This is a genomic window from Bacillus sp. JK74, from assembly GCF_053663395.1.
Window position 1 is genome coordinate 12549 of the sequence record NZ_JBSJQB010000005.1, and the last position, 18259, is coordinate 30807.

General features: G+C 44.7%; 25 protein-coding genes and 1 pseudogene. 11 read left to right on the forward strand and 15 right to left on the reverse strand.

Annotation, left to right across the window (positions count from 1 at the left end; translation table 11 throughout):
• Positions 1–65: 65 nt before the first annotated feature.
• Entirely contained in the window at positions 66–530 is a 465-nt protein-coding gene (locus ACWJJ5_RS14500; protein ID WP_070081975.1) for a spore gernimation protein GerT, read from the forward strand.
• 34 nt (positions 531–564) lie between these two features.
• On the opposite strand, the gene ACWJJ5_RS14505 is transcribed toward ACWJJ5_RS14500, so the two are convergent.
• On the reverse strand, positions 565–804 hold the full coding sequence (locus tag ACWJJ5_RS14505) for a hypothetical protein (protein WP_003153736.1): 240 nt from the start codon (positions 802–804) through the stop codon (positions 565–567).
• Positions 805–1005: 201 nt separating this feature from the next.
• Here ACWJJ5_RS14505 and ACWJJ5_RS14510 point away from each other — a divergent pair, with 201 nt between their 5' ends.
• Together ACWJJ5_RS14510 and ACWJJ5_RS14515 are read left to right on the forward strand one after the other, a co-directional pair.
• On the forward strand, positions 1006–1395 hold the full coding sequence (locus ACWJJ5_RS14510; RefSeq protein WP_436334939.1) for a tautomerase family protein: 390 nt from the start codon (positions 1006–1008) through the stop codon (positions 1393–1395).
• Between the two features lie 52 nt (positions 1396–1447).
• Positions 1448–1815, forward strand: a pseudogene (locus ACWJJ5_RS14515) (hypothetical protein).
• A 39-nt stretch (positions 1816–1854) separates the two neighbouring features.
• On the opposite strand, the gene ACWJJ5_RS14520 reads toward ACWJJ5_RS14515, so the two are convergent.
• The gene (locus ACWJJ5_RS14520; RefSeq protein ID WP_003153729.1) at positions 1855–2196 is read right to left on the reverse strand and encodes a winged helix-turn-helix transcriptional regulator; all 342 of its coding nucleotides are present in this window, start codon (positions 2194–2196) and stop codon (positions 1855–1857) included.
• A 129-nt stretch (positions 2197–2325) separates the two neighbouring features.
• On the opposite strand from ACWJJ5_RS14520, the gene ACWJJ5_RS14525 reads away from it, so the two are divergent.
• Entirely contained in the window at positions 2326–2934 is a 609-nt protein-coding gene (locus tag ACWJJ5_RS14525) for a nitroreductase family protein (protein WP_031379019.1), read from the forward strand.
• A gap of 43 nt (positions 2935–2977) precedes the next feature.
• Here the strand turns inward: ACWJJ5_RS14525 and ACWJJ5_RS14530 are convergent, their stop codons facing one another.
• On the reverse strand, positions 2978–3580 hold the full coding sequence (locus ACWJJ5_RS14530; RefSeq protein ID WP_182068911.1) for an alpha/beta hydrolase: 603 nt from the start codon (positions 3578–3580) through the stop codon (positions 2978–2980).
• Between the two features lie 2 nt (positions 3581–3582).
• Positions 3583–4506, reverse strand: coding sequence for a ring-cleaving dioxygenase (locus ACWJJ5_RS14535; RefSeq protein ID WP_102422255.1), 924 nt, complete (start codon positions 4504–4506; stop codon positions 3583–3585).
• A 185-nt stretch (positions 4507–4691) separates the two neighbouring features.
• Between ACWJJ5_RS14535 and ACWJJ5_RS14540 the strand changes: the two genes are divergently transcribed.
• Positions 4692–4892 (forward strand): DUF3311 domain-containing protein, encoded by a 201-nt coding sequence (locus tag ACWJJ5_RS14540; RefSeq protein WP_003153716.1) that lies wholly within the window; start codon positions 4692–4694, stop codon positions 4890–4892.
• Complete coding sequence (locus ACWJJ5_RS14545) at positions 4892–6382, forward strand: sodium:solute symporter family protein (protein WP_094246835.1); 1491 nt, start codon at positions 4892–4894, stop codon at positions 6380–6382. The genes ACWJJ5_RS14540 and ACWJJ5_RS14545 overlap by 1 nt, the downstream gene beginning before the upstream one ends.
• Positions 6383–6416: 34 nt before the next feature.
• On the opposite strand, the gene ACWJJ5_RS14550 is transcribed toward ACWJJ5_RS14545, so the two are convergent.
• On the reverse strand, positions 6417–7895 hold the full coding sequence (locus ACWJJ5_RS14550; protein WP_173612992.1) for a glycoside hydrolase family 30 protein: 1479 nt from the start codon (positions 7893–7895) through the stop codon (positions 6417–6419).
• Between the two features lie 147 nt (positions 7896–8042).
• The gene (gene bglA / locus ACWJJ5_RS14555) at positions 8043–9485 is read right to left on the reverse strand and encodes a 6-phospho-beta-glucosidase BglA (protein WP_077722468.1); all 1443 of its coding nucleotides are present in this window, start codon (positions 9483–9485) and stop codon (positions 8043–8045) included.
• A gap of 249 nt (positions 9486–9734) precedes the next feature.
• On the opposite strand from bglA, the gene ACWJJ5_RS14560 reads away from it, so the two are divergent.
• Complete coding sequence (locus ACWJJ5_RS14560) at positions 9735–10460, forward strand: GntR family transcriptional regulator (RefSeq protein WP_071391727.1); 726 nt, start codon at positions 9735–9737, stop codon at positions 10458–10460.
• A 60-nt stretch (positions 10461–10520) separates the two neighbouring features.
• On the opposite strand, the gene ctpA is transcribed toward ACWJJ5_RS14560, so the two are convergent.
• Entirely contained in the window at positions 10521–11924 is a 1404-nt protein-coding gene (gene ctpA, locus ACWJJ5_RS14565; protein ID WP_176283379.1) for a carboxy-terminal processing protease CtpA, read from the reverse strand.
• Positions 11925–12070: 146 nt separating this feature from the next.
• Here ctpA and ACWJJ5_RS14570 point away from each other — a divergent pair, with 146 nt between their 5' ends.
• Entirely contained in the window at positions 12071–12772 is a 702-nt protein-coding gene (locus tag ACWJJ5_RS14570) for a class I SAM-dependent methyltransferase (RefSeq protein WP_007407947.1), read from the forward strand.
• Positions 12773–12864: 92 nt separating this feature from the next.
• Positions 12865–13119 carry a hypothetical protein gene (locus ACWJJ5_RS14575; protein WP_003153704.1) on the forward strand — a complete coding sequence of 85 codons (255 nt, stop codon included), beginning with the start codon at positions 12865–12867 and terminating at the stop codon, positions 13117–13119.
• 43 nt (positions 13120–13162) lie between these two features.
• On the opposite strand, the gene ACWJJ5_RS14580 is transcribed toward ACWJJ5_RS14575, so the two are convergent.
• Complete coding sequence (locus ACWJJ5_RS14580) at positions 13163–13981, reverse strand: M15 family metallopeptidase (protein WP_003153703.1); 819 nt, start codon at positions 13979–13981, stop codon at positions 13163–13165.
• An 83-nt stretch (positions 13982–14064) separates the two neighbouring features.
• Positions 14065–14763 carry a purine-nucleoside phosphorylase gene (gene deoD, locus ACWJJ5_RS14585; protein ID WP_003153702.1) on the reverse strand — a complete coding sequence of 233 codons (699 nt, stop codon included), beginning with the start codon at positions 14761–14763 and terminating at the stop codon, positions 14065–14067.
• Positions 14764–14898: 135 nt separating this feature from the next.
• Between deoD and ACWJJ5_RS14590 the strand changes: the two genes are divergently transcribed.
• Entirely contained in the window at positions 14899–15024 is a 126-nt protein-coding gene (locus ACWJJ5_RS14590) for a hypothetical protein (RefSeq protein ID WP_003153701.1), read from the forward strand.
• Positions 15025–15078: 54 nt separating this feature from the next.
• On the opposite strand, the gene ACWJJ5_RS14595 is transcribed toward ACWJJ5_RS14590, so the two are convergent.
• The 3 genes from ACWJJ5_RS14595 to ACWJJ5_RS14605 form a co-directional block, all read right to left on the reverse strand.
• Positions 15079–15399: a YodL domain-containing protein gene (locus ACWJJ5_RS14595; RefSeq protein ID WP_003153700.1), complete on the reverse strand. Its 321-nt coding sequence runs from the start codon at positions 15397–15399 to the stop codon at positions 15079–15081.
• A gap of 59 nt (positions 15400–15458) precedes the next feature.
• Complete coding sequence (locus ACWJJ5_RS14600; protein WP_077722470.1) at positions 15459–16070, reverse strand: phosphatase PAP2 family protein; 612 nt, start codon at positions 16068–16070, stop codon at positions 15459–15461.
• Between the two features lie 73 nt (positions 16071–16143).
• Positions 16144–16317, reverse strand: coding sequence for a YozD family protein (locus ACWJJ5_RS14605; RefSeq protein ID WP_003153696.1), 174 nt, complete (start codon positions 16315–16317; stop codon positions 16144–16146).
• Between the two features lie 117 nt (positions 16318–16434).
• On the opposite strand from ACWJJ5_RS14605, the gene ACWJJ5_RS14610 reads away from it, so the two are divergent.
• Positions 16435–16578 carry a hypothetical protein gene (locus ACWJJ5_RS14610; RefSeq protein ID WP_012117771.1) on the forward strand — a complete coding sequence of 48 codons (144 nt, stop codon included), beginning with the start codon at positions 16435–16437 and terminating at the stop codon, positions 16576–16578.
• On the opposite strand, the gene ACWJJ5_RS14615 is transcribed toward ACWJJ5_RS14610, so the two are convergent.
• The 3 genes from ACWJJ5_RS14615 to ACWJJ5_RS14625 all read right to left on the reverse strand — a co-directional run bounded on the left by ACWJJ5_RS14615 (position 16575) and on the right by ACWJJ5_RS14625 (position 18238).
• Positions 16575–17255: a hypothetical protein gene (locus ACWJJ5_RS14615; protein ID WP_003153690.1), complete on the reverse strand. Its 681-nt coding sequence runs from the start codon at positions 17253–17255 to the stop codon at positions 16575–16577. The two genes, ACWJJ5_RS14610 and ACWJJ5_RS14615, sit on opposite strands and share 4 nt — an antisense overlap.
• 141 nt (positions 17256–17396) lie before the next feature.
• Positions 17397–17684 (reverse strand): VOC family protein, encoded by a 288-nt coding sequence (locus ACWJJ5_RS14620; protein WP_257997170.1) that lies wholly within the window; start codon positions 17682–17684, stop codon positions 17397–17399.
• A gap of 329 nt (positions 17685–18013) precedes the next feature.
• Positions 18014–18238: a YozE family protein gene (locus ACWJJ5_RS14625; protein WP_003153684.1), complete on the reverse strand. Its 225-nt coding sequence runs from the start codon at positions 18236–18238 to the stop codon at positions 18014–18016.
• Positions 18239–18259: the final 21 nt, after the last annotated feature.

Below are 18259 nucleotides of genomic sequence, written 5' to 3' on the forward strand. Positions count from 1 at the left end.
ATTATATCACGGGAAGCTTCCGGCGGGCATATACTATGTTGTCCGTTAAGAAAGGGTGAGATGCCGTGTTTGATTGGAACAGATATTTTCCCTTCCAAAATCAGTTCTCTAAAGAAACGTTTAAAAATGCTGATCCGAAAGATGTCGAGACATATGTCAACCGAGTGATGGAAAGCGTATTCGGCGCCGGTTATGCCGGACAGTTCCCTTTTCGCGACCCGATGTCCAAAAAGGCCGATCCGGTCGAAGCGGAACCGCCCAAGCCGGAAATTGACCTGTTTGAAACATCCGATCATGTTTTTGCGAAAATTCCCGCCGAACAAGAGGAACTCGACCGTATCAAGATTAAGCATACTTCACACAGCCTCGTTGTAGAGAACAGCAGCCTGGGAGAAGGAAAAAAAGAAATCGTACTTCCGAGCCTCGTCAAACGGAAAGGAACAAAAGCAGTCTATAAAGACGGGATGATTGAAGTTATGTTTTCAAAACAGGAAGACTACAATCTATCGGAAGTGGAGATTTTAAGATAAAAAAACGGCCCGCGCGATGCAGGCCGTTTTTTCTTTAATAAAATGGCGGATAACCGCCGGCTCCCGGCCCGAAACCGCCGTATGGGACGCCTCCGTATCCGTAACCGGCAAACCCGTACGGATAGCGGGGTCTTGTAAAACCTGTGGCAATCACGCCTCCGAGAAGACCGCCTAAAAATCCGCCGAATAAAGGAGCGCCGAACAAAAAAGGACTTCTCGCCGGAAATCCGGCAGGACCGAAATTCCCGCGATACAATGCATGACGAGGGTACATGTTTTTCCTCCTTTATGTCTGCCTATTCTTAAGCGTATTCATAAAATGAGGAAATTGATTGGGCGATTGTAACAACATGTGCCTCTCTTTGATATTGCATTAACGTACAAACATTTTGGTTATAATTTGATTATATTTTGATTAACTGTTATACTTTTTTTACAAGTTGCAACATTATAAAACCGTCAGGGGGAATAAAATATGCCATTACTTCGTTTTGACGTTATTGAAGGCCGGGATGACGCAGCATTAAAAAAATTACTGGATACCGCCCATTACGCCATGGTTAAAGCTTTTGACGTCTCAGTAACGGACCGTTATCAGATCGTTCACCAGCATCGGCCTCATGAGCTTATCATTGAAGATACCGGGCTCGGTTTCAAAAGAAGCAAAGATCTTGTCATCATCAGCATTGTCAGCAAAGCGCGCACCGAACATCAGAAAGAAACGTTATATCAACTGATGGCTGATCAGCTTAAAACAGAATGCGGCATACCACCCGAGGACGTCATGATTTCCATTACAGAAAACGGGAACGCCGATTGGAGCTTCGGGCTCGGTGAGGCTCAGTTTTTAACCGGGAAACTGTAAAAGGCCTCCCCGCTTGTTCTGAATGATTGCAAACTGAATAAAAGAGGGATGTATGTTGGTTAGTGAGTTGTATCCTTGTTTGATATGCGGATTTAAAGGATTAGAGACAAATCCCGTTTATAACGGCGAATATCAAAAAACATTTGATATTTGCCCCTGCTGCGGGTTTGAATTCGGCTACAGTGAGGACCATGACGTAAGCTTAGGGTTTATTGTAACGCCTGATCATTTAATTGAAGCGGCATTTCAGTTATACCGGAAACAGTGGATTGAGGGAGGAATGAAACTATTTTCTCCAAACGATGTTCCGGCGGAATGTAAAAATGATCATTTCCTTACATTCGATGCTTTATTCAAGCAATAAAAGGCTTGAATCTCAATCTGAACAATTTTGATATTAATGGTTTTTATGACGATTAAACATTATCATTAAGAAAAGGCTGCCTTGGGCAGCCTTTATTATTCATCACATGTGTCGTTCGCAGATCCCCCGGGCTCGCAAAAACTGTCTGCCCATTTTTGCATTTCCTGAAAAACGGCTTGCAGGGCCATGCCTTTATCAGTCAGTTTATAAATGACTTTGACAGGTGTTTCAGGCAGCACCTGACGCTCGACGATTTCATTTTGTTCCAGCTCTTTGAGCCGCTCCGCGAGCATTTTTTGGCTGATTGTCGGTATCGTTTCGGTCATATCTTTAAATCGTTTCGGCCCGTCCATCAGTACATGGATAATGAGGCCGTTCCAGCGCTTTCCCAAAAGAGAAAAAGCGGATTCCATTTTAGGACACATTGTATATCCCACGTGAGTTCATCCCTTCATCTATGAATTGACAAGTTTTTTGTGATCCATTAAAATTAGTTTTCGAGTTACATTTAGTAAGCTTCTAACTTTTCTATTATGATAACACGTTTATCCGAAGGAGGAAACATGATGACATCCGTATTAGACGTTTTAAAGGAACGCGCATCTGTTAAAGAATACGATAAAGACGCGGTCATTACAAAAGAGGAATTGACAGAACTCCTTGAAATCACAACGCAAGCGCCTTCCGCCTGGAACCTTCAGCATTGGCATTTTCAAGTCTTTCACAGTGATGAAGCAAAAGCTGCCCTGCTTCCGGTTGCTTTTAATCAAAAACAGATTATTGATTCATCAGCAGTTATTGCCGTATTAGGCGATTTAAAAGCAAATGAAAATGGTGAAGAAGTTTATGCTGAACTGGCTGAGCAAGGCAATATCACAGAAGAGATTAAACAAACGCTTTTAGGCCAGATTAACGGTGCATACCAAAATGATCAGTTTGCCCGTGATTCAGCATTTTTAAACGCTTCTTTAGCAGCGATGCAGCTGATGCTTGCCGCTAAAGCAAAAGGCTACGACACTTGCGCGATCGGCGGATTCAATAAAGAGCAATTCGTTAAAGAATTCGACGTGAGCGAGCGTTTCGTGCCCGTCATGCTGATTTCAATCGGGAAAGCCGTTAAGCCGGCGCATAAAAGCAACCGGCTGCCTGTATCTAAAGTGTCAACTTGGCTGTAAGATGAAAGAAACCCTTAGTCCGCTTAAGCAGACTAAGGGTTTTTTATAGGAATCGCTCACTGTACCAGGCTCGTGCCTGCTCGGCTTCCTGCTGTGTGAGCTGATGACCGCCCTCCTGCCATTCAAGAGCAACGGATGCATGAGCATCTGTCAGATACTGATAAAGCTCCTCCGATTCTTCTTTTGTACATAGGGGATCGCGTTTTCCCGCACCGATAAACACAGGCAGCCCTTCCATATCAGGCAGCTTCACTCCGCGTATCGGCACCATCGGATGATGCAGAACCGCTCCTTTCAGTACATTTTTATAATGAAACAAAAGACTTGCTGCAATATTGGCGCCGTTTGAATAGCCGGCAGCAATCACGTTTTCTCTGCTGAACCCGTACATTTGCGCCGCTTCATCAATGAAATTCTTTAATTCTTCCGTCCGTTCAATTAAATCTTTCTCGTCAAATACGCCTTCTTTCAGCCGCTTAAAAAAACGGGGCATGCCGTTTTCTGACACTGATCCTCTGACCCCTAGCAGACTTGCGTTCGGATCGATAAAACGTCCGAGCGACAGAAGATCATGTTCATTTCCTCCCGTTCCGTGCAAAAGCAGCAGAACATTTTCTGACGTTCCCTGTTCAAACACATGTTTCATCATCATTCTCCTTTCTCCATTTTGGGCAGAACAGCTGTAATCTGACTGCGATGCTCTTCCAGCCATTCCGGAAGCTTCAGCTCTGTTCCGAGATTTTCAAAAGATTCATCCGTCATAAAGCCCGGTTCATCGGTTGCCATTTCAAATAAAATGCCGCCGCTTTCTCTGAAATAGATTGAAGTAAAGTAAGACCTGTCAAGAATGTCAGATGAAGCAAGATGAGAATCAGCAAGAATGTCCTTCCACTCCGCCTGCTCTTTTTCGCTAGTGCGGAAAGCGACATGATGAACTGTCCCGTAACCGCCGGCACCTGCTTCTTTCGGCGCAAGGTCAACATCTATAATATGTCCGATCCGCGCCTCCGATTGCAGCCTGACAATCTGATTTTCTTCTCCTGTCTTTGAATAACCGAAGCGTTCTATGAGAAATTGAATGGTTGCTTCAGGACGGTACGAGTACAGAAGAACACCTCTCATGCCTGTGATCGCTTCTTTTTCAGTAATGCCCGGAGGAGTCCATTCACTCTGTCCGCTTCTTTCATCTTCCATTATGGCAAGCGGCAGGTCTTCTGTATCATTAAAGAGAAGGACTTGTTCAGACAGCATGATCTGTTCTTTTACAGACAAGCCGTTTTCTTCAAGCCGGCGCTTCCAAAACGCGAGTGCTCCTTTCGGCACGGAGAAATAGATTCTTCCGGCCTGCCCTTTTCCCACGGTTCCCGGGCGGCTTCCCTGAAAAGGAAAAAATGTAATGATCGTGCCCGGCTCTCCGTTTTGGTTGCCGAAATAAAAGTGATAAGTGGCCGGGTCGTCAAAATTAACGGTTTTTTTAACAAGCCGCAAACCCAGCACTTCAGTATAAAACCGAAGATTTTCAGCAGGATCTTTTGCAAATGCGGTAACATGGTGCAATCCTTGTGTATTCAATGTATTCACTCCTAAATATCTTGAGTTCGAGATATTAACTATTCTAATTTAATATGAATGAAGATGCAACTAAAGTGTTTCAGTTAAAAAAGTAATAGAATTCTTTTTTTTCTGAAAAATATCTTGTGATCTTATCTGACACCTGCTATGATAAGGAGCATTATCAAGTTTCAGGAGGAAAGTAAATGGTCAGAAAAGCACTAATTTTCGTTCTCATCTTAATCCCTTTCAGCCAGCTGGCCCTGCTGTCAGTCGCTAATCGGGTTCATCCGATCATTATCGGGCTGCCTTTTTTTCATTTCTGGCTGCTTTTATGGATCGCAGTCACTCCATTATGTTCGTTTCTTATTTATAGGCTGCAGAAGAAACAAGGAGGACTGGACTGATGCCCGCAAATATAACAGCATTGATCATTACAGCCGTCATCGTTTTAACCGTTGTCTGTATCGGCTTTATAGCCGGAAGAGACAAATCATCACGTACTTCTGTTGAGGAATGGTCTGTCGGCGGAAGACGGTTCGGTGGGCTCCTCGTCTGGTTTTTAGTCGGCGCGGACCTCTATACGGCTTATACGTTTTTAGGCTTGACAAGCACCGCCTACACAGGGGGAAGCGTAGCTTTTTTTGCAATTCCGTATTCTGTTTTGGCGTATTTTATTGCTTATTTCTTTCTGCCGAAGCTGTGGAAAGTGGCAAAAATCCATAAATTAACGACGCTTGCCGATTACGCCCGTGAGCGTTTTGACAGTAAGCTTTTGGCCAGTCTTGTCGCCATTGTCGGCGTTCTTATGCTCATTCCTTATATTTGTCTCCAGCTGAGCGGGATTCAAGATACGCTTCAGGTGGCCGGAACGGGTGTCATTAATGTCAATATGGTCGTCATCATCTCTTTTATTCTTGTAGCGCTGTATACTTTTTTCAGCGGAATTAAAGGGCCGACGTTTACGGCGATTATTAAAGACATTCTGGTATGGGTGATTATGCTGTTTATGGTCGTCTCACTTCCGCTGATCCATTTTCACGGCTGGACGCCGATGATTCACACTTTGGCTGAAAAAGCGCCGCAAATGCTGACGATTCCGGACTCGGGGCCGAAAGGAATTCCTTGGTTTATCACAGCTTCCATCGTATCTGCACTGGCGCTCTTTATGTGGGCGCATGCGGCAACCGGCGTATTTACGGCAAAAAGCGCAGATGCCGTCCGCAAAAACAGCATGTTTCTGCCGCTTTATAATATTGTTTTGATTCTTGTTATCTTTCTCGGCTTTATCGCGTTTCTTGTCCTGCCGGAAGATACCAATCCGCGGCTCGCTTTATTGAAGCTGATTCAAACGTCTTACGGCGGAGTCGCGCAGGGCTTTGCTTACTCCACGATCGCCCTTGCGTCATTGATTCCCTGCTCTATCATGGCCATCGGAGCATCAAACTTATTTGCGAATAACTTATATCGGGATTTGATTCACCCGAATGTGTCACCAAGCAAGCTGACGATGATCACCCGTTCAATGGTATTTGTCGTCATCGGGCTCGCGCTTTTATTCGGCATGCTGTTCCCGACTGCGCTCGTTACCCTTCAGCTTCTCGGTGTTTCCGGCATGGTTCAGATCTTTCCGGCTATCGCCGTCAGTCTGTTTTGGAAGAATCAAACGAAAGAAGCGACAATTATCGGTCTTCTCGTCGGTCTTCTCGTGACATTCACGGTAAATATCACCCAATCCGCCCATGGTATATATGAAGGGTTTTGGGGTTTGACCGCTAACATGGCTGCCGTTATTATCCTTAACCCGTTTTTTGTAAAAAAAGCGGCTTCAAACGCCGTCAAAGACGGTTTATTCAATAAAGCGCCTACTGATAAACTGAACCAAAAAGGCGCTTAACAGAAAGAAGCCGGCACGTAAATGTGCCGGTTTTTTACTTTTTGTGCTGCCATTTGTAGGTGGCGACGGTTTTTGCCGGGATGACGGCTTCAAACTGCCGATTTTCTGAAACGACATGGAATTTTTGTTCTGAAGATGTCTGGTTGATTACGACTGTCACAATGGATTGATCAGGATTAAGAAACGATACATTCGAGACTGTGTTTTTGGAGCCGTAATTACTTTCTATCCGCTTTGCTCCCCGGTCGATAAATTTTGAAAAGTTGCCTGTCATATGAAAGATCGGGATATTCCAATAGCGGTCAGGGTTTTTAGCATCCTGAATAAACAGCGTCGGGTCTGGGGTGCCTATCCAATGATGCGTCTTAATTTGACTGTCGAGCATCGTCACCCACGCATTGTAGCTCGACGCGCCGTTGCGGAAATACTGTGCGATCCGATCCGCCCCTGCCGTCCCCCAGACAGACCGCTCCGTTAAGTGAATAGATTGATCAGGATATCTCTTTCCGATTTCCGACATGACAGAAAGGTCACCGTCATAATCGTGAAAAGCGATGCCGTCTGCCGCCCGGTTTCCTTTTTTATCATCTAAAATCGGCGGAATATAGTTCCACGCCCCGCTCGCATTGTGATCATAAATCCAAATTTTCGTGTCAATTATGTGTTTTTTCAATTCTTTTTTCACGGCTATCGCCAGTTTGCGCTGCTGAGACGGCGGCATGTACATGCTCGGATAGTCGATTTCCAGCAATGGTTCATTTTGAAGGGTCATCGCATAAATCGGAATTCCCTGCTTTTCGTACGCCTCAATAAATTTGCGGAAGTAAACGGCCAGTGCGCCGATATATTTATCTTTCAGCTTTCCCCGCTTGAGGTTTTCATTCGTTTTCATCCAAGCCGGCGGGCTCCACGGTGAGGCAATGATTTTCAGTTCCGGATTTATCGCCAGCGCTTCCTTGATGGTTGCTGTAATGTGTAAATCAATATCCTTTTGGATCGAGAAATGACGGAGCTTAGGATCTCTTTGGCCTTCAGGCATATCGTCATACGTATAAAATTCCTGTGCCGTAAAATCAGATGTCCCGATCGTTATGCGCATAACGTCCATGCCGATACCATCTTTGGGATCAACCAATTTTTTCAGCACTTCTTTTCTTTTTGCGGGTGTCATTTTTGATAAATTATGGATTGTGGATTCTTCCAGGGACGATCCTACGCCCAACACACTTTGATAGCGGTGCGACGGATCAATATACACGGCGGCGGAGTCAGAAGCCTTCTTTTTTGTCCATGTAAGCGGTGTTTGTTCGTCTAAGGCGTATTTCACTTCCAGCGGCCCGTCATACCACGTACGGGAAGCCGGATCTTTTTCAGAACTGAACCACACCCTTACTTTGTTTTTGTCTGAAGCCTTCCGATCAGCAGCATACACTTCGGTTTGCATGCTGCTTGATATAAAAAAGAAAAACATAAGAAAAACCAGGGTCATGTGCAGACTTTTTTTAAAAAACATGAACCACCATCCCTTTCCTTATTTTTATAAGCGATTCTAAATGAAAAGCCGGACAGTCACCTCCTTCCCGCTTAAATGAATACGCTTTCAAAATCACTGATAAAGAGCCGGCTTCACACAACGGTGAAGCCTTCCCTTTTTACACCTTTAGGATACATATGCGCCGTTTGATTCAATCACTTTTTTATACCATTCAAATGAGTCTTTCTTAAGCCGCTTCATTGAACCGTTGCCTTCATTATCCCGATCAACATAAATCATGCCGTAGCGTTTTTTCATTTCTCCGGTTGTAAATGACACGATATCAATAATTCCCCATGGGGTATAGCCCATTACATCCACGCCATCATATGTGACTGCTTTTTCCAAAGCTTTTATATGTGACGATAAATATTCAATTCTTGAAGCGTCATGAATTGAACCGTCCTCTTCTAATGTGTCAATGGCGCCGAATCCGTTTTCCACGATAAATAATGGAATCTGGTAGCGGTCGTATAAGCGGTTTAATGTGTACCGTAAACCGGTCGGGTCAATCGCCCAGCCCCAATCACTCGCTGTAATATAAGGATTTTCCACGCCGTTTGGCAATCCTCCGTTTACGACATCCCCGGTATTATCGTTTATCACGTCACTTTTTACGGTAGTGGACATGTAATAGCTGAATCCGAGGTAGTCCACTCGGCCATTTTTCAAAATCTCTTCATCACCGTCTTCAAAGTGTATCTGATAGCCTTCTCTTTCAAATTCTTTTAACGCATAGCTTGGATAATATCCGCGAACCTGGACGTCCGGGAAGAAAAAGCGCTGTCTCATCGTTTCTTCAGCCAGCATCACATCATCGGGGTGAGATGAGTATGGGTAAATCGGGACATGTGATACCATCGCGCCGATCCTGAACTCGGGATTGATTTCTCTTCCCTTCGAAACAGCCAATGCGCTTGCCAGCAGTTCGTGATGGCCGGCCTGATACATGACTTCTTTTGCGTTTTCGTTTTCTTTAACGGCGACGCCCGAGTTCGTCCATAAAAAGATCGGATTATTCACATCCATCTTATTATTGATTTCGTTAAACGTCATCCAATACTTCACCTTATGTTTATAGCGTTCAAAACACACTTCAGCGAATTTCACAAAAAATCCGACTGTTTTTCTGTTTCTGAAACCGCCGTATTCCCTCGCCAAATGCAGCGGCATCTCAAAATGTGACAGCGTGATTACCGGTTCAATCCCATGTTTCAGCAATTCATCAAACACCCGGTCGTAAAAAGCCAATCCTTCCTCATTGGGCTCGGCTTCATCACCTTTAGGAAAAATTCTGCTCCAGCCGATGGACGTTCTTAAACATTTCAGGCCCAACTCGCTGAATAATGCGATGTCCTCTTTATAACGATGATAAAAATCGATCGCTTCATGATTCGGATAAAATTCCCGCTCTTCAATTGTATCTGTTATTTTCCGGGGCACACCATGCGCGCCTGCCGTCATGACGTCCACTACACTCGGCCCCTTGCCGCCTTTATTCCATCCCCCTTCAAATTGGTGGGCGGCCAGAGCGCCTCCCCATAAAAAATCTTTTGGCAATGTCCCCATCGTGTATATCCTCCTTTATTTGACTGCCGCTTGCATGCCGAATAAATGCACTGCAGCAGCTTCAACCATCCGCTTCACAAGTGTAGAAGAATTCCTGCCTTCATTTTCATATTATACGTTTACATTATAATTGTACCGGTATAATTTATCAATACATAAACAATTATAGTTAATTTACGAAATGGCTTTTAAAAACGATTATGCTATAATTCTGAAAGAAGCGGGACAATAAATGAATGAGGAATGTATATGTTAAAATACCAGCAAATCGCGTTAGATATTGAAAAATACATAGAAGAACATCAGCTGCAGCAAGGGGATAAACTGCCTGTGCTTCAAACCTTAATGACCCGGTTTAACGTGAGCAAAAGCACGATCACCAAGTCCTTAGATTTATTAGAAAAAAAGGGGATTGTGTTTCAAGTGAGGGGAAGCGGCATTTTTGTCAGACGGAATAAAAGAAAAGGGTATATCAGCCTGCTTTCTAATCAGGGATTTAAAGAATCACTTGAAGATTTTAATGTCACTTCCAAATTATTAGCGCTGGAAGTGAGAAAACCCACGCCTGAGGCTGCCCAAAATCTGAATATGCCGCCTGACGGCGACGTGTATTATGTCAAGCGAATCCGATATATTGACGGGCTGACATTGTGTATCGAAGAGTCATTTTACAACAAATCGATTATTACGTATTTGAATAAAGAGATCGTGGCAGAATCAATATTTGATTATATTAGAGAAGGTCTCGGGTTAAAGCGCGGTTTTTCAGATTTATATCTGTACGCGGGGATGTTAAATGAGGAAGAAGCGGAGTACTTAGGTCTGTTTACAGGAGCGCCTAAGCTTTGCGTTGAAACGATTTTTCATTTAACAAACGGCCAGCCGTTTGACTTCTCAAAAGTCACCTATCACTATGAGCAATCACAGTTTTTCATTCAGGCGAACAGCCACCTTTTTGAACAGGAAACGACATAAGGCGGGCTTTTCGCAAACAAAACACACCCCATGCGCGAGCGGCGCATCGGGTGTTTTTTACTATTTCATATTCTTATTTAATGTTTCAACGGCTTTTTTCATTTGTGTATCGTTGTCCGCAAGCTGTTTTTGCAGATCCGTCATCAATTTTACCGTTGTGTCTCCTGTTAAAATGCCTGTTTGTTTCAGTTTCTCTTTTGCTTGGAATTGTTTGACTGCTTGTTCAAATGCTTTATCATACGTGCCGTTTACATTCACGCTGTACCCCAGCGCTTTCAGCATTTTTTGCGCATTGGTGACGGTCGTTCCGGAATCCCCGTATTTGTATGTTTTTTTCGCATCTAAATACGGCAGGTTCGCATATTCAGGAAGCTTAACCTGATATTGCGGTTTGATTCCTTTTTTATGAATCCACTCTCCGTCCGCTGTCAGCCATTTTGCGATTGTCAGTTTAACGGTAGAACCGTCGCTGTAATCTTTTGCCGTCTGCACGGTTCCTTTTCCGAACGTTTTCTCGCCGATCAGCGGAATTCCGGATGATTCATGCAGCGCAGCCGACATGATTTCCGCGGCGCTCGCGGTGCCGTCATTGACGAGGACGACTGTCGGTTTTGTCACTTTGCGCTCTTTCGTCGCTTTCATGACCTCTTTCGTGCCGTCTTTGTATTCGACCTGCATGATATTTTTCCCTTTATCGATAAACATGTTGCTCATTTTGATAGCTTCATCCATCAGGCCGCCCGGGTTGCCCCTTAAATCGAGAATGTATCCTTTCGCTCCTTGTTTTTCGAGGCTGTCAATGGCTGAATTCAGCTCTTTTGCCGTCGATTCGGAGAAGGATGTGATTTGGATTTCGCCGATGTCTCCTTTTTTCATTTCAGAGTACACCGTTTCAACCGGGATGGTGTCACGTTTGATCGACAGGTTCAGATCGCCGACACCCGCTCTGTGCAGCACAAGCTTGACGTTTGTTCCCTTTTTGCCGCGGATTAATGCGACGGCTTCGTTTACATTAAGGCCTTTAACGCTTTTGCCGTTGACCTTCAAGATCTGGTCATTCGGTTTAACCCCCGCTTTTTCCGCGGGTGACCCTTTAATCGGCGATACGATCAGGATGCTGCCGTCCTTTTCTTCCACTTGTGCGCCGATGCCTTCAAACGAAGCGGAAATTGTTTCTTCAAACGACTTTCCTTCCTGAGGATCCATATAAGAAGAATACGGATCATCCAGGGAACTGATCATGCCTTTTATCGCTCCGTCTACTAATTTGCTGTCATCTGTTTTTTGATAGTAATCACTTTTAATCTGCTCATAGGCTTTATTGAATTTCTCAAATTTGCTGTTCGTCAAAGCAGCCGAGCCTTGTCCGAAAATGGTCGTATTGCCCGTGATAAACAGCGTAAGCGCCGAGGCTGCGACCGCAGTGATCAATATAATAAAAAACAGTTTAAATTGCCGCTTCAAGAAAACACCACCTTTTTATTCTTACATTATTATCATAGACGAACGCTCATTCGTCAACTTCAAACGTGAGGCGCCCTTCTTTCCCGTTTACCCAAACCTATGCTTTTCTCTCAACATATGCTGAGGAAAAAAGGAGGATTCGGCCTTTGAGCAAATATTTAGAAATGCTGTCCTTATTCGGAGTCGGAGGGGCTCACCCTGGCGGGCTCGCTTTTTCCAAAGCCGTTCTCACAAAAGCGGCTCCTCCTCCTGGCGAACCGATTCTTGACGCCGGCTGCGGAACGGGACAGACGGCTGCTTATCTCGGCCACCTGCTGTATCCCGTCACCTGTGTGGATAAGGATCCCCTTATGCTTGAAAAAGCAGCAAAACGATTTGCCGCTGAAGGCTTAACCATTCCGGGCTATTTGGCGGAGCTTGAGCGGCTTCCGTTTGCTGAAAATCAATTTTCCGCCGTTCTTTCCGAATCAGTTCTCACCTTTTCAAATCTTGATTCATCGCTGTCTGAAATCCTGCGGGTCCTTAAACCCGGGGGCATGCTGATCGGCATTGAAGCTGCTTTACAAAAGCCCATGCCGGAAAACGCCATCACACAGATAAAAGACTTCTACGGTTTTACCGTATTGCAGGATGAAACGGCATGGAAACAGAGATTGCTTCAGCAAGGATTTCAGAAAGCGGATTTCATTCCCGCTGTCTATGAAAACAATGCGCAGGAGCCGACTACAGAAATGGATTTATCGCCCGTTATTCAGCCGGTTCACTACGATACGCTGACGGCTCATTACGAGCTTATGCAGACGTACCGTGAATATATGGGACACTGCGCTTTTGTCGCTTACAAGTAAAACGGCAATTGTCCTCCTGTTTTCGTCCAACCTTTTTACCGCACTCTATCATAAGCTGACATAGAAAGATAGGTTGGATAGGAGGAGAAAAGATGCAAAACTATTATCATCTTTGCCGGCAGCACCAAGGAAAAGTAGCAAGGATTACAGAACGAAACGGCAGAGTCCACGTCGGAAGAATCGTACGGGTGACTAACAGCAAAGTGTATATCACCCCTGTCGGCGGCCGTCACAGAGGGTACGGATTCGGTTATTGGGGAGGAGGCTGGGGAGGCTGGGGAGCAGCCTACGGTATCGGCCTTGGTTTCATTACCGGATTTGCGCTTGGAGGTCTGCTCTTCTGGTAATAAAGAAAGCCCGCTTTCTATTTTTCAAGCGGGCTTCTTCTCATTACACTTTCTTTACTTCATTAAAATATTCTTCAAGCGTTAATTGATGGTCATGGATGGCTTTTGCCGCTTTTTTGCCTACATAGCGTAAATGCCATGGTTCATACTCATACTTTGTAACATTTTCTTTGCCTTTAGGATAGCGGATGATAAAGCCGTATTCATACGCATGGTCTTTCACCCATTTGCCGTCCGCCGTGTTTCCGAACGCTTCATTCAGCTCATATCCGTTGCTTTTGCTGGAGATGTCCATGGCAAGCCCCGTCTGGTGTTCGCTTTGCCCCGGATATGCGACGGCTTCTTTCGCCTTTTTTTCACCTTTCAGACTGACTTCATTATCGAAAATAACTTTCTGTCTGTCATAAGAGCGGTATCCTGAAACAGCAACCAGGTCATAACCTTCTTTTTTCCCGGCGCTGAATAGTTCCGCCAAAGCATCGGCGGCAGGTTTGCGGATATATCGTTTCTCGATCTTCTCAGTAAAAGAAAATTCGACTTTCGGGATCACGAGATCATTCGGTTTATAATCTCCCGGCAGCGTATATGTCTTATTCACGAGCGCAAGTGTATTTGTCGGGTTTTGAATGGTCTCAAGCCCGTTCACTTCTTTAATATCATTAAAATATTTGCTCTCCAATACAAAATCGCTGTTTTCTGTCTTCGTTGTTTTTTTGCTTGATGTGTCATCTGATTGTTTTGTTTCAGCTGCTGTTTTTGTGTCCTTATGGCTGTCGCCGCCTGAAATGCTGCAGCCGGTGCCCACGATTGCGGTTACGCTGAGAGCGGCAGCGAGCGAGAACCATTTAGTGGATTTCTTCATTTTACCCTTACCTTTCTTTTTTTGAATCAGGGCGATGCATAAAGAAGAGGGCTGCTTTAATCAGCATAACCCTCATCTCAAGTTTACGATACAGTATGCAGCGCCAGTTTAATCATATCATGAAAAGTCGTTTGACGCTCTTCTGCCGTTGTTTCTTCTCCCGTTAATACGTGATCGCTTACAGTCAGGATAGACAGCGCTTTTTTGCCGTATTTAGCGGCAAGCGTATATAAAGCAGTCGTTTCCATCTCTACGCCGAGGACGCCGTATCTGGCAAGCTTTTCGATTTGGGAGTCTTCATTGTAAAACTGATCGGCGGTGAATACGCTTCCGACCGCTACGGGAAGATTGTTTTTTTGCGCTTCCTGGTACGCTTTATGAAGCAGTTCGAAGTCTGCGCAAGGAGCATAATCTACACTGCCGAAGGCGACACGGTTCATCTGTGAATCCGTTGAAGACGTCATCGCCAAAATCACGTCACGCACCTTCACGTCATTACGGATGGCTCCGCATGAGCCGACTCTGATTAAGTTTTGAACATCATAGCTTTGAATCAGTTCATTCACATAAATAGAGATAGACGGAACACCCATGCCGGTGCCTTGGACTGATACTTTTTTGCCGTTATATGTACCCGTAAATCCGTACATTCCTCTGACTTCATTATAGCATTCCACATTTTCAAGATACGTTTCCGCAATAAATTTCGCTCGGAGCGGATCTCCCGGCAAAAGCACTGTATCCGCAATTTGGCCTTTTTCTGCGTTTATATGTACACTCATTTCCTTTTCCTCCTGCCTATTCAAACTCCCACCCATTGTACACTGAATAACGGTAAGAGACAATCATCAGCATGATCAGGGCGATCTTGGGCAGAATATGCGGGATGACAGCCTAAAGAAAAAGGAGTGAACATAATGGGCAAAAAACAGCGCAACCGGGTGACCGGCCAGAAAAAGAACAATCACGTGCCCGTTTCAGACGTCATTGCAGCTGATGAAGCGCATGGAAAAGAGCATTCCGCCGCTAAACGGAAGCCTTAACACTGTCTTTCCCAGACTATACGGAAGCCGGCTGAAGATTCAGCCGGCCCCGTCTTACCTCGGCTGGACGAGCAGCCGGTTAATTTTGCTCCATCCCGCAGGGTTAAGCCTGTAATAGGTCTTTCCTTTTCTTCCTTCGTCTATGAGTATGACGTCTCCGGTCGCTATGAATCTGGCTTGATAGTCGTTTGGGACCGTATCAGGCACATTAAAAACAGAAAATGCCCTTTCCAGTGCGTCTTGATGATTGTCAGCGGCCAGCTCTGTCCGATAGACGACCCTGTATCCCTTTTTCTCGCCGTAGCGGGGTGTTTGAAAAATCGTCACATCATAGGCACAAGTCTTTTTTTTAAACACGGGCAGCGATAACAGCATCAAGATCCCTCCCTCTTATTTCTTAATAGTATTAGCGTTTTTTCTCAATTTTCCTGTCTCTATTTTTGTCGAAACGGATGATACTTTTCGTCAAAGAGCGCAAAAAGCGAAACGAGGCAAAGTCCGAGACTGAATCCGGCAAGGACATCCGTCGGAAAATGCGCGCCCAAATAAATTCTGCTGAATCCGATCAGAATGACGAGAACTCCGGTAAAGACGGTGACGGCCCTCTTTCTTTTCGTGAAAAACGGAACATGCTTGATCAAAAAGTAAGCGATGACGGGATACATCACTGCCGAATTCATGGAGTGGCCGCTCGGAAAACTGTATGAGGTTTCATGGACGAGCGGTTCAAAAGCGGGTCTGGCTCTTTCAATCAATTCTTTTATTTTTATGTTTACAATCCGTTCAATGAGAAAAAGAAGCGGCAAAAAAACAACATCCGGCGTTTTTTTGTACATATACAGAGCTGCGCCTGTCAAAAGAAGAAGCGGCAAAAGCACCGCGGTCGTGCCGAGCTCCGTTATCCATAACATCAATTCATTCAGCCAGACAGACCTGATCCTGACAGCCGCTTCTATCACACGCTCATCAAAAGCCCGGACCGCTTCTATCCGGATCGCTGCTGCGAGCAAAATAAACAATGTGAAAAGACTTGCTGGCTTGTACAACGTTTTCCCCCCATGTTTCATTCTCCCGAGCTGATTGAAAAAACCGAAGCTTTTTCACTTCGGTTCCGCAGTTTCAGTCTTCATCAAGCTCTTCGTCTATCATACATTTTTCTAATAAATAATCAAAGGTGATGTCGGCTATTTCGAAGATTTCCTCTTCACTCGGTATGTACCCGCGCATAGCAAGCTGACTGTAAAAATAATCAGCTATTTCTTCTGTGTCAATCACAAGATCTATTTCTTTCATGCAAACACCGCCTCCTTTTTTATGTTTTATGAAAAAACCGTTCAAATTATACCCGAAAGTTCTAAACGTTTTGTCCGCTCATATACTTTTAAAAAACAAGCCCCGGAGGGAGAAAAGATGATGACGAAAATGATGGCTTTATTGGACGGAGATGGATTTGATATCGTATTGGAAAAAGTGCTGAAAGGAATGTCGTTTGTCATCTTTGCCGGCTGTCTGCCCTGGTTTTTATATGTCACCGTCCGTTTTTTTGCCGGCTAGCTGAAATGCTCCCGCAGGCTTTCCAGCACAAAATTCATCATATCTTTATATTCTTCGTCACCGAACAAATGATAAAGAATCTTATAATCGTTATAAATATCAAGCAGCTCATCTACAATCGATACCGCCAGCACATGCAGGGCATCGGGATCATCAGCATCGCCTTCAAACTGAAGAAGAGCAGACGCGACGGTATCCTCGCCGATCTCATGAGATGCTTCCCCAACATAGTGGACAAACAGCAGCTGATGCACAAACTGATCCATTTCATATTTTCTCAGAACCAGCGTGAGATCCTCTTCCTCCGTTTCAAGCCACTCTCCGTCTTTCAGCCGAGTCAGCTCATAAATAATATCCTCCCAGCCATCCTCTAAATATCTCCAAATTTCAGTTCTGTGACCGATAACTCGGAATAATTCCTTTCCGTAGTCCTTTACATATACGACATCGCCGATCAAAAATTCATATTCAATATCTAATTTTTCCATATCGACGATCACGCCCTCATAATCTTTATAAAGCTGGATGGACGATTCAAAATAAAGCACTTCATTATGATTGACTTCATAAAGATAATGTTTATCAATTTGATGAACCTTCGTAATGGTGCCGACGGTTCCGTACATCACGACGACCACGATGTCTCCCACTTGAAATTTCGGTTTATCTGGCTTCATGCTGTCTCCCCCTTGCCGCGGACTGTCATACGCTATCGTATGCCGGCCGCCATCATTTCGCATGGGCATGAAAACCACAGGAAATATCTATTTCTGCACCTGTTCAAAATGTCAAAAACCGCAACATGCTTGTGCGTTTTTTCACTTACCGTAACAGAAGCGTCTGATGGCATTGCGCTCTCGATCGAATGAGCAGTAACAATGACGAGACAAAAAGCGCCTGTTTTGAATGAGTTTTTGTTTATTTCTCCATGACGCAAAGATAAATACCCGGCCCGAAGGCATGTTGACAATATCACCGCCGTGATGTTCAAGATTTGCCGTGAAACACATCATCGAAGGTGTATGGAGATCCAATTCCGGCTGCATATTCGTAATGGCTTGTTTATCATGAAGAACCAAACTCGTTTCGGCTTTCAATGAAGCCACAGACTTCAATCCGCTTCAACCTTGTCACATAAAATCCCCTTTTCCGTCCAAACGTCAGTGCTTCACCATAGATCATTTGATTCCTCTCACTTCATTTAAATGTTTGATGATTTCTCCGTGAAAAGAGGCTCCTTACACGGAACCCCGCCGGCAGCAGGTCTGATCCGGTGAACTCTGCAGCTATACATTCTATTGCCTTATGATCCGTGCCGTCAGGAAGATTTGTTTACGTGCTGATCAAAACGGACGGCATTGCGGGATTTGATCATACGGCACCTCATAAGCGAGTGATTTCAACAGAAAAAAACCGCACAATGTGCGGTTTTTCGTCAGGCGTGATGCACCTCGGTCTCATATTTTTCCCATGCTTCATCAAATGTCGCCATCGTTTCTAAATAGTCGGCGCTCAGTTCTAAATAAGAACTGAGCTCGTGATAATCGCTTGACGTTTTCGGAAAGCCGTGATCTTCGTATGCCTGATTCGCAAACCGGCTGATTGCGTCCTGCGGTTTGGGATGCCTGTATTTCATCAAATAGTGATAAAAGGATTTCATGGGTTTCCCCTCCTGATGACT

Bases quoted from the DNA above. Each gene is read 5' to 3' on its own strand.
- ACWJJ5_RS14590 (WP_003153701.1), top strand. From the start codon at position 14,899: ATGGGCAAAAAACAGCGCAACCGGGTGACCGGCCAGAAAAAGAACAAT.
- ACWJJ5_RS14540 (WP_003153716.1), top strand. From the start codon at position 4,692: ATGGTCAGAAAAGCACTAATTTTCGTTCTCATCTTAATCCCTTTCAGC.
- ACWJJ5_RS14610 (WP_012117771.1), top strand. From the start codon at position 16,435: ATGATGACGAAAATGATGGCTTTATTGGACGGAGATGGATTTGATATC.
- deoD (WP_003153702.1), bottom strand. From the start codon at position 14,763: ATGAGTGTACATATAAACGCAGAAAAAGGCCAAATTGCGGATACAGTG.
- ACWJJ5_RS14595 (WP_003153700.1), bottom strand. From the start codon at position 15,399: ATGCTGTTATCGCTGCCCGTGTTTAAAAAAAAGACTTGTGCCTATGAT.
- ACWJJ5_RS14625 (WP_003153684.1), bottom strand. From the start codon at position 18,238: ATGAAATCCTTTTATCACTATTTGATGAAATACAGGCATCCCAAACCG.
- ACWJJ5_RS14580 (WP_003153703.1), bottom strand. From the start codon at position 13,981: ATGAAGAAATCCACTAAATGGTTCTCGCTCGCTGCCGCTCTCAGCGTA.
- ACWJJ5_RS14560 (WP_071391727.1), top strand. From the start codon at position 9,735: ATGTTAAAATACCAGCAAATCGCGTTAGATATTGAAAAATACATAGAA.
- ACWJJ5_RS14510 (WP_436334939.1), top strand. From the start codon at position 1,006: ATGCCATTACTTCGTTTTGACGTTATTGAAGGCCGGGATGACGCAGCA.
- ACWJJ5_RS14550 (WP_173612992.1), bottom strand. From the start codon at position 7,895: ATGTTTTTTAAAAAAAGTCTGCACATGACCCTGGTTTTTCTTATGTTT.
- ACWJJ5_RS14525 (WP_031379019.1), top strand. From the start codon at position 2,326: ATGACATCCGTATTAGACGTTTTAAAGGAACGCGCATCTGTTAAAGAA.
- ACWJJ5_RS14530 (WP_182068911.1), bottom strand. From the start codon at position 3,580: ATGAAACATGTGTTTGAACAGGGAACGTCAGAAAATGTTCTGCTGCTT.
- bglA (WP_077722468.1), bottom strand. From the start codon at position 9,485: ATGGGGACATTGCCAAAAGATTTTTTATGGGGAGGCGCTCTGGCCGCC.
- ACWJJ5_RS14575 (WP_003153704.1), top strand. From the start codon at position 12,865: ATGCAAAACTATTATCATCTTTGCCGGCAGCACCAAGGAAAAGTAGCA.
- ACWJJ5_RS14545 (WP_094246835.1), top strand. From the start codon at position 4,892: ATGCCCGCAAATATAACAGCATTGATCATTACAGCCGTCATCGTTTTA.
- ACWJJ5_RS14605 (WP_003153696.1), bottom strand. From the start codon at position 16,317: ATGAAAGAAATAGATCTTGTGATTGACACAGAAGAAATAGCTGATTAT.
- ACWJJ5_RS14505 (WP_003153736.1), bottom strand. From the start codon at position 804: ATGTACCCTCGTCATGCATTGTATCGCGGGAATTTCGGTCCTGCCGGA.
- ACWJJ5_RS14615 (WP_003153690.1), bottom strand. From the start codon at position 17,255: ATGAAGCCAGATAAACCGAAATTTCAAGTGGGAGACATCGTGGTCGTC.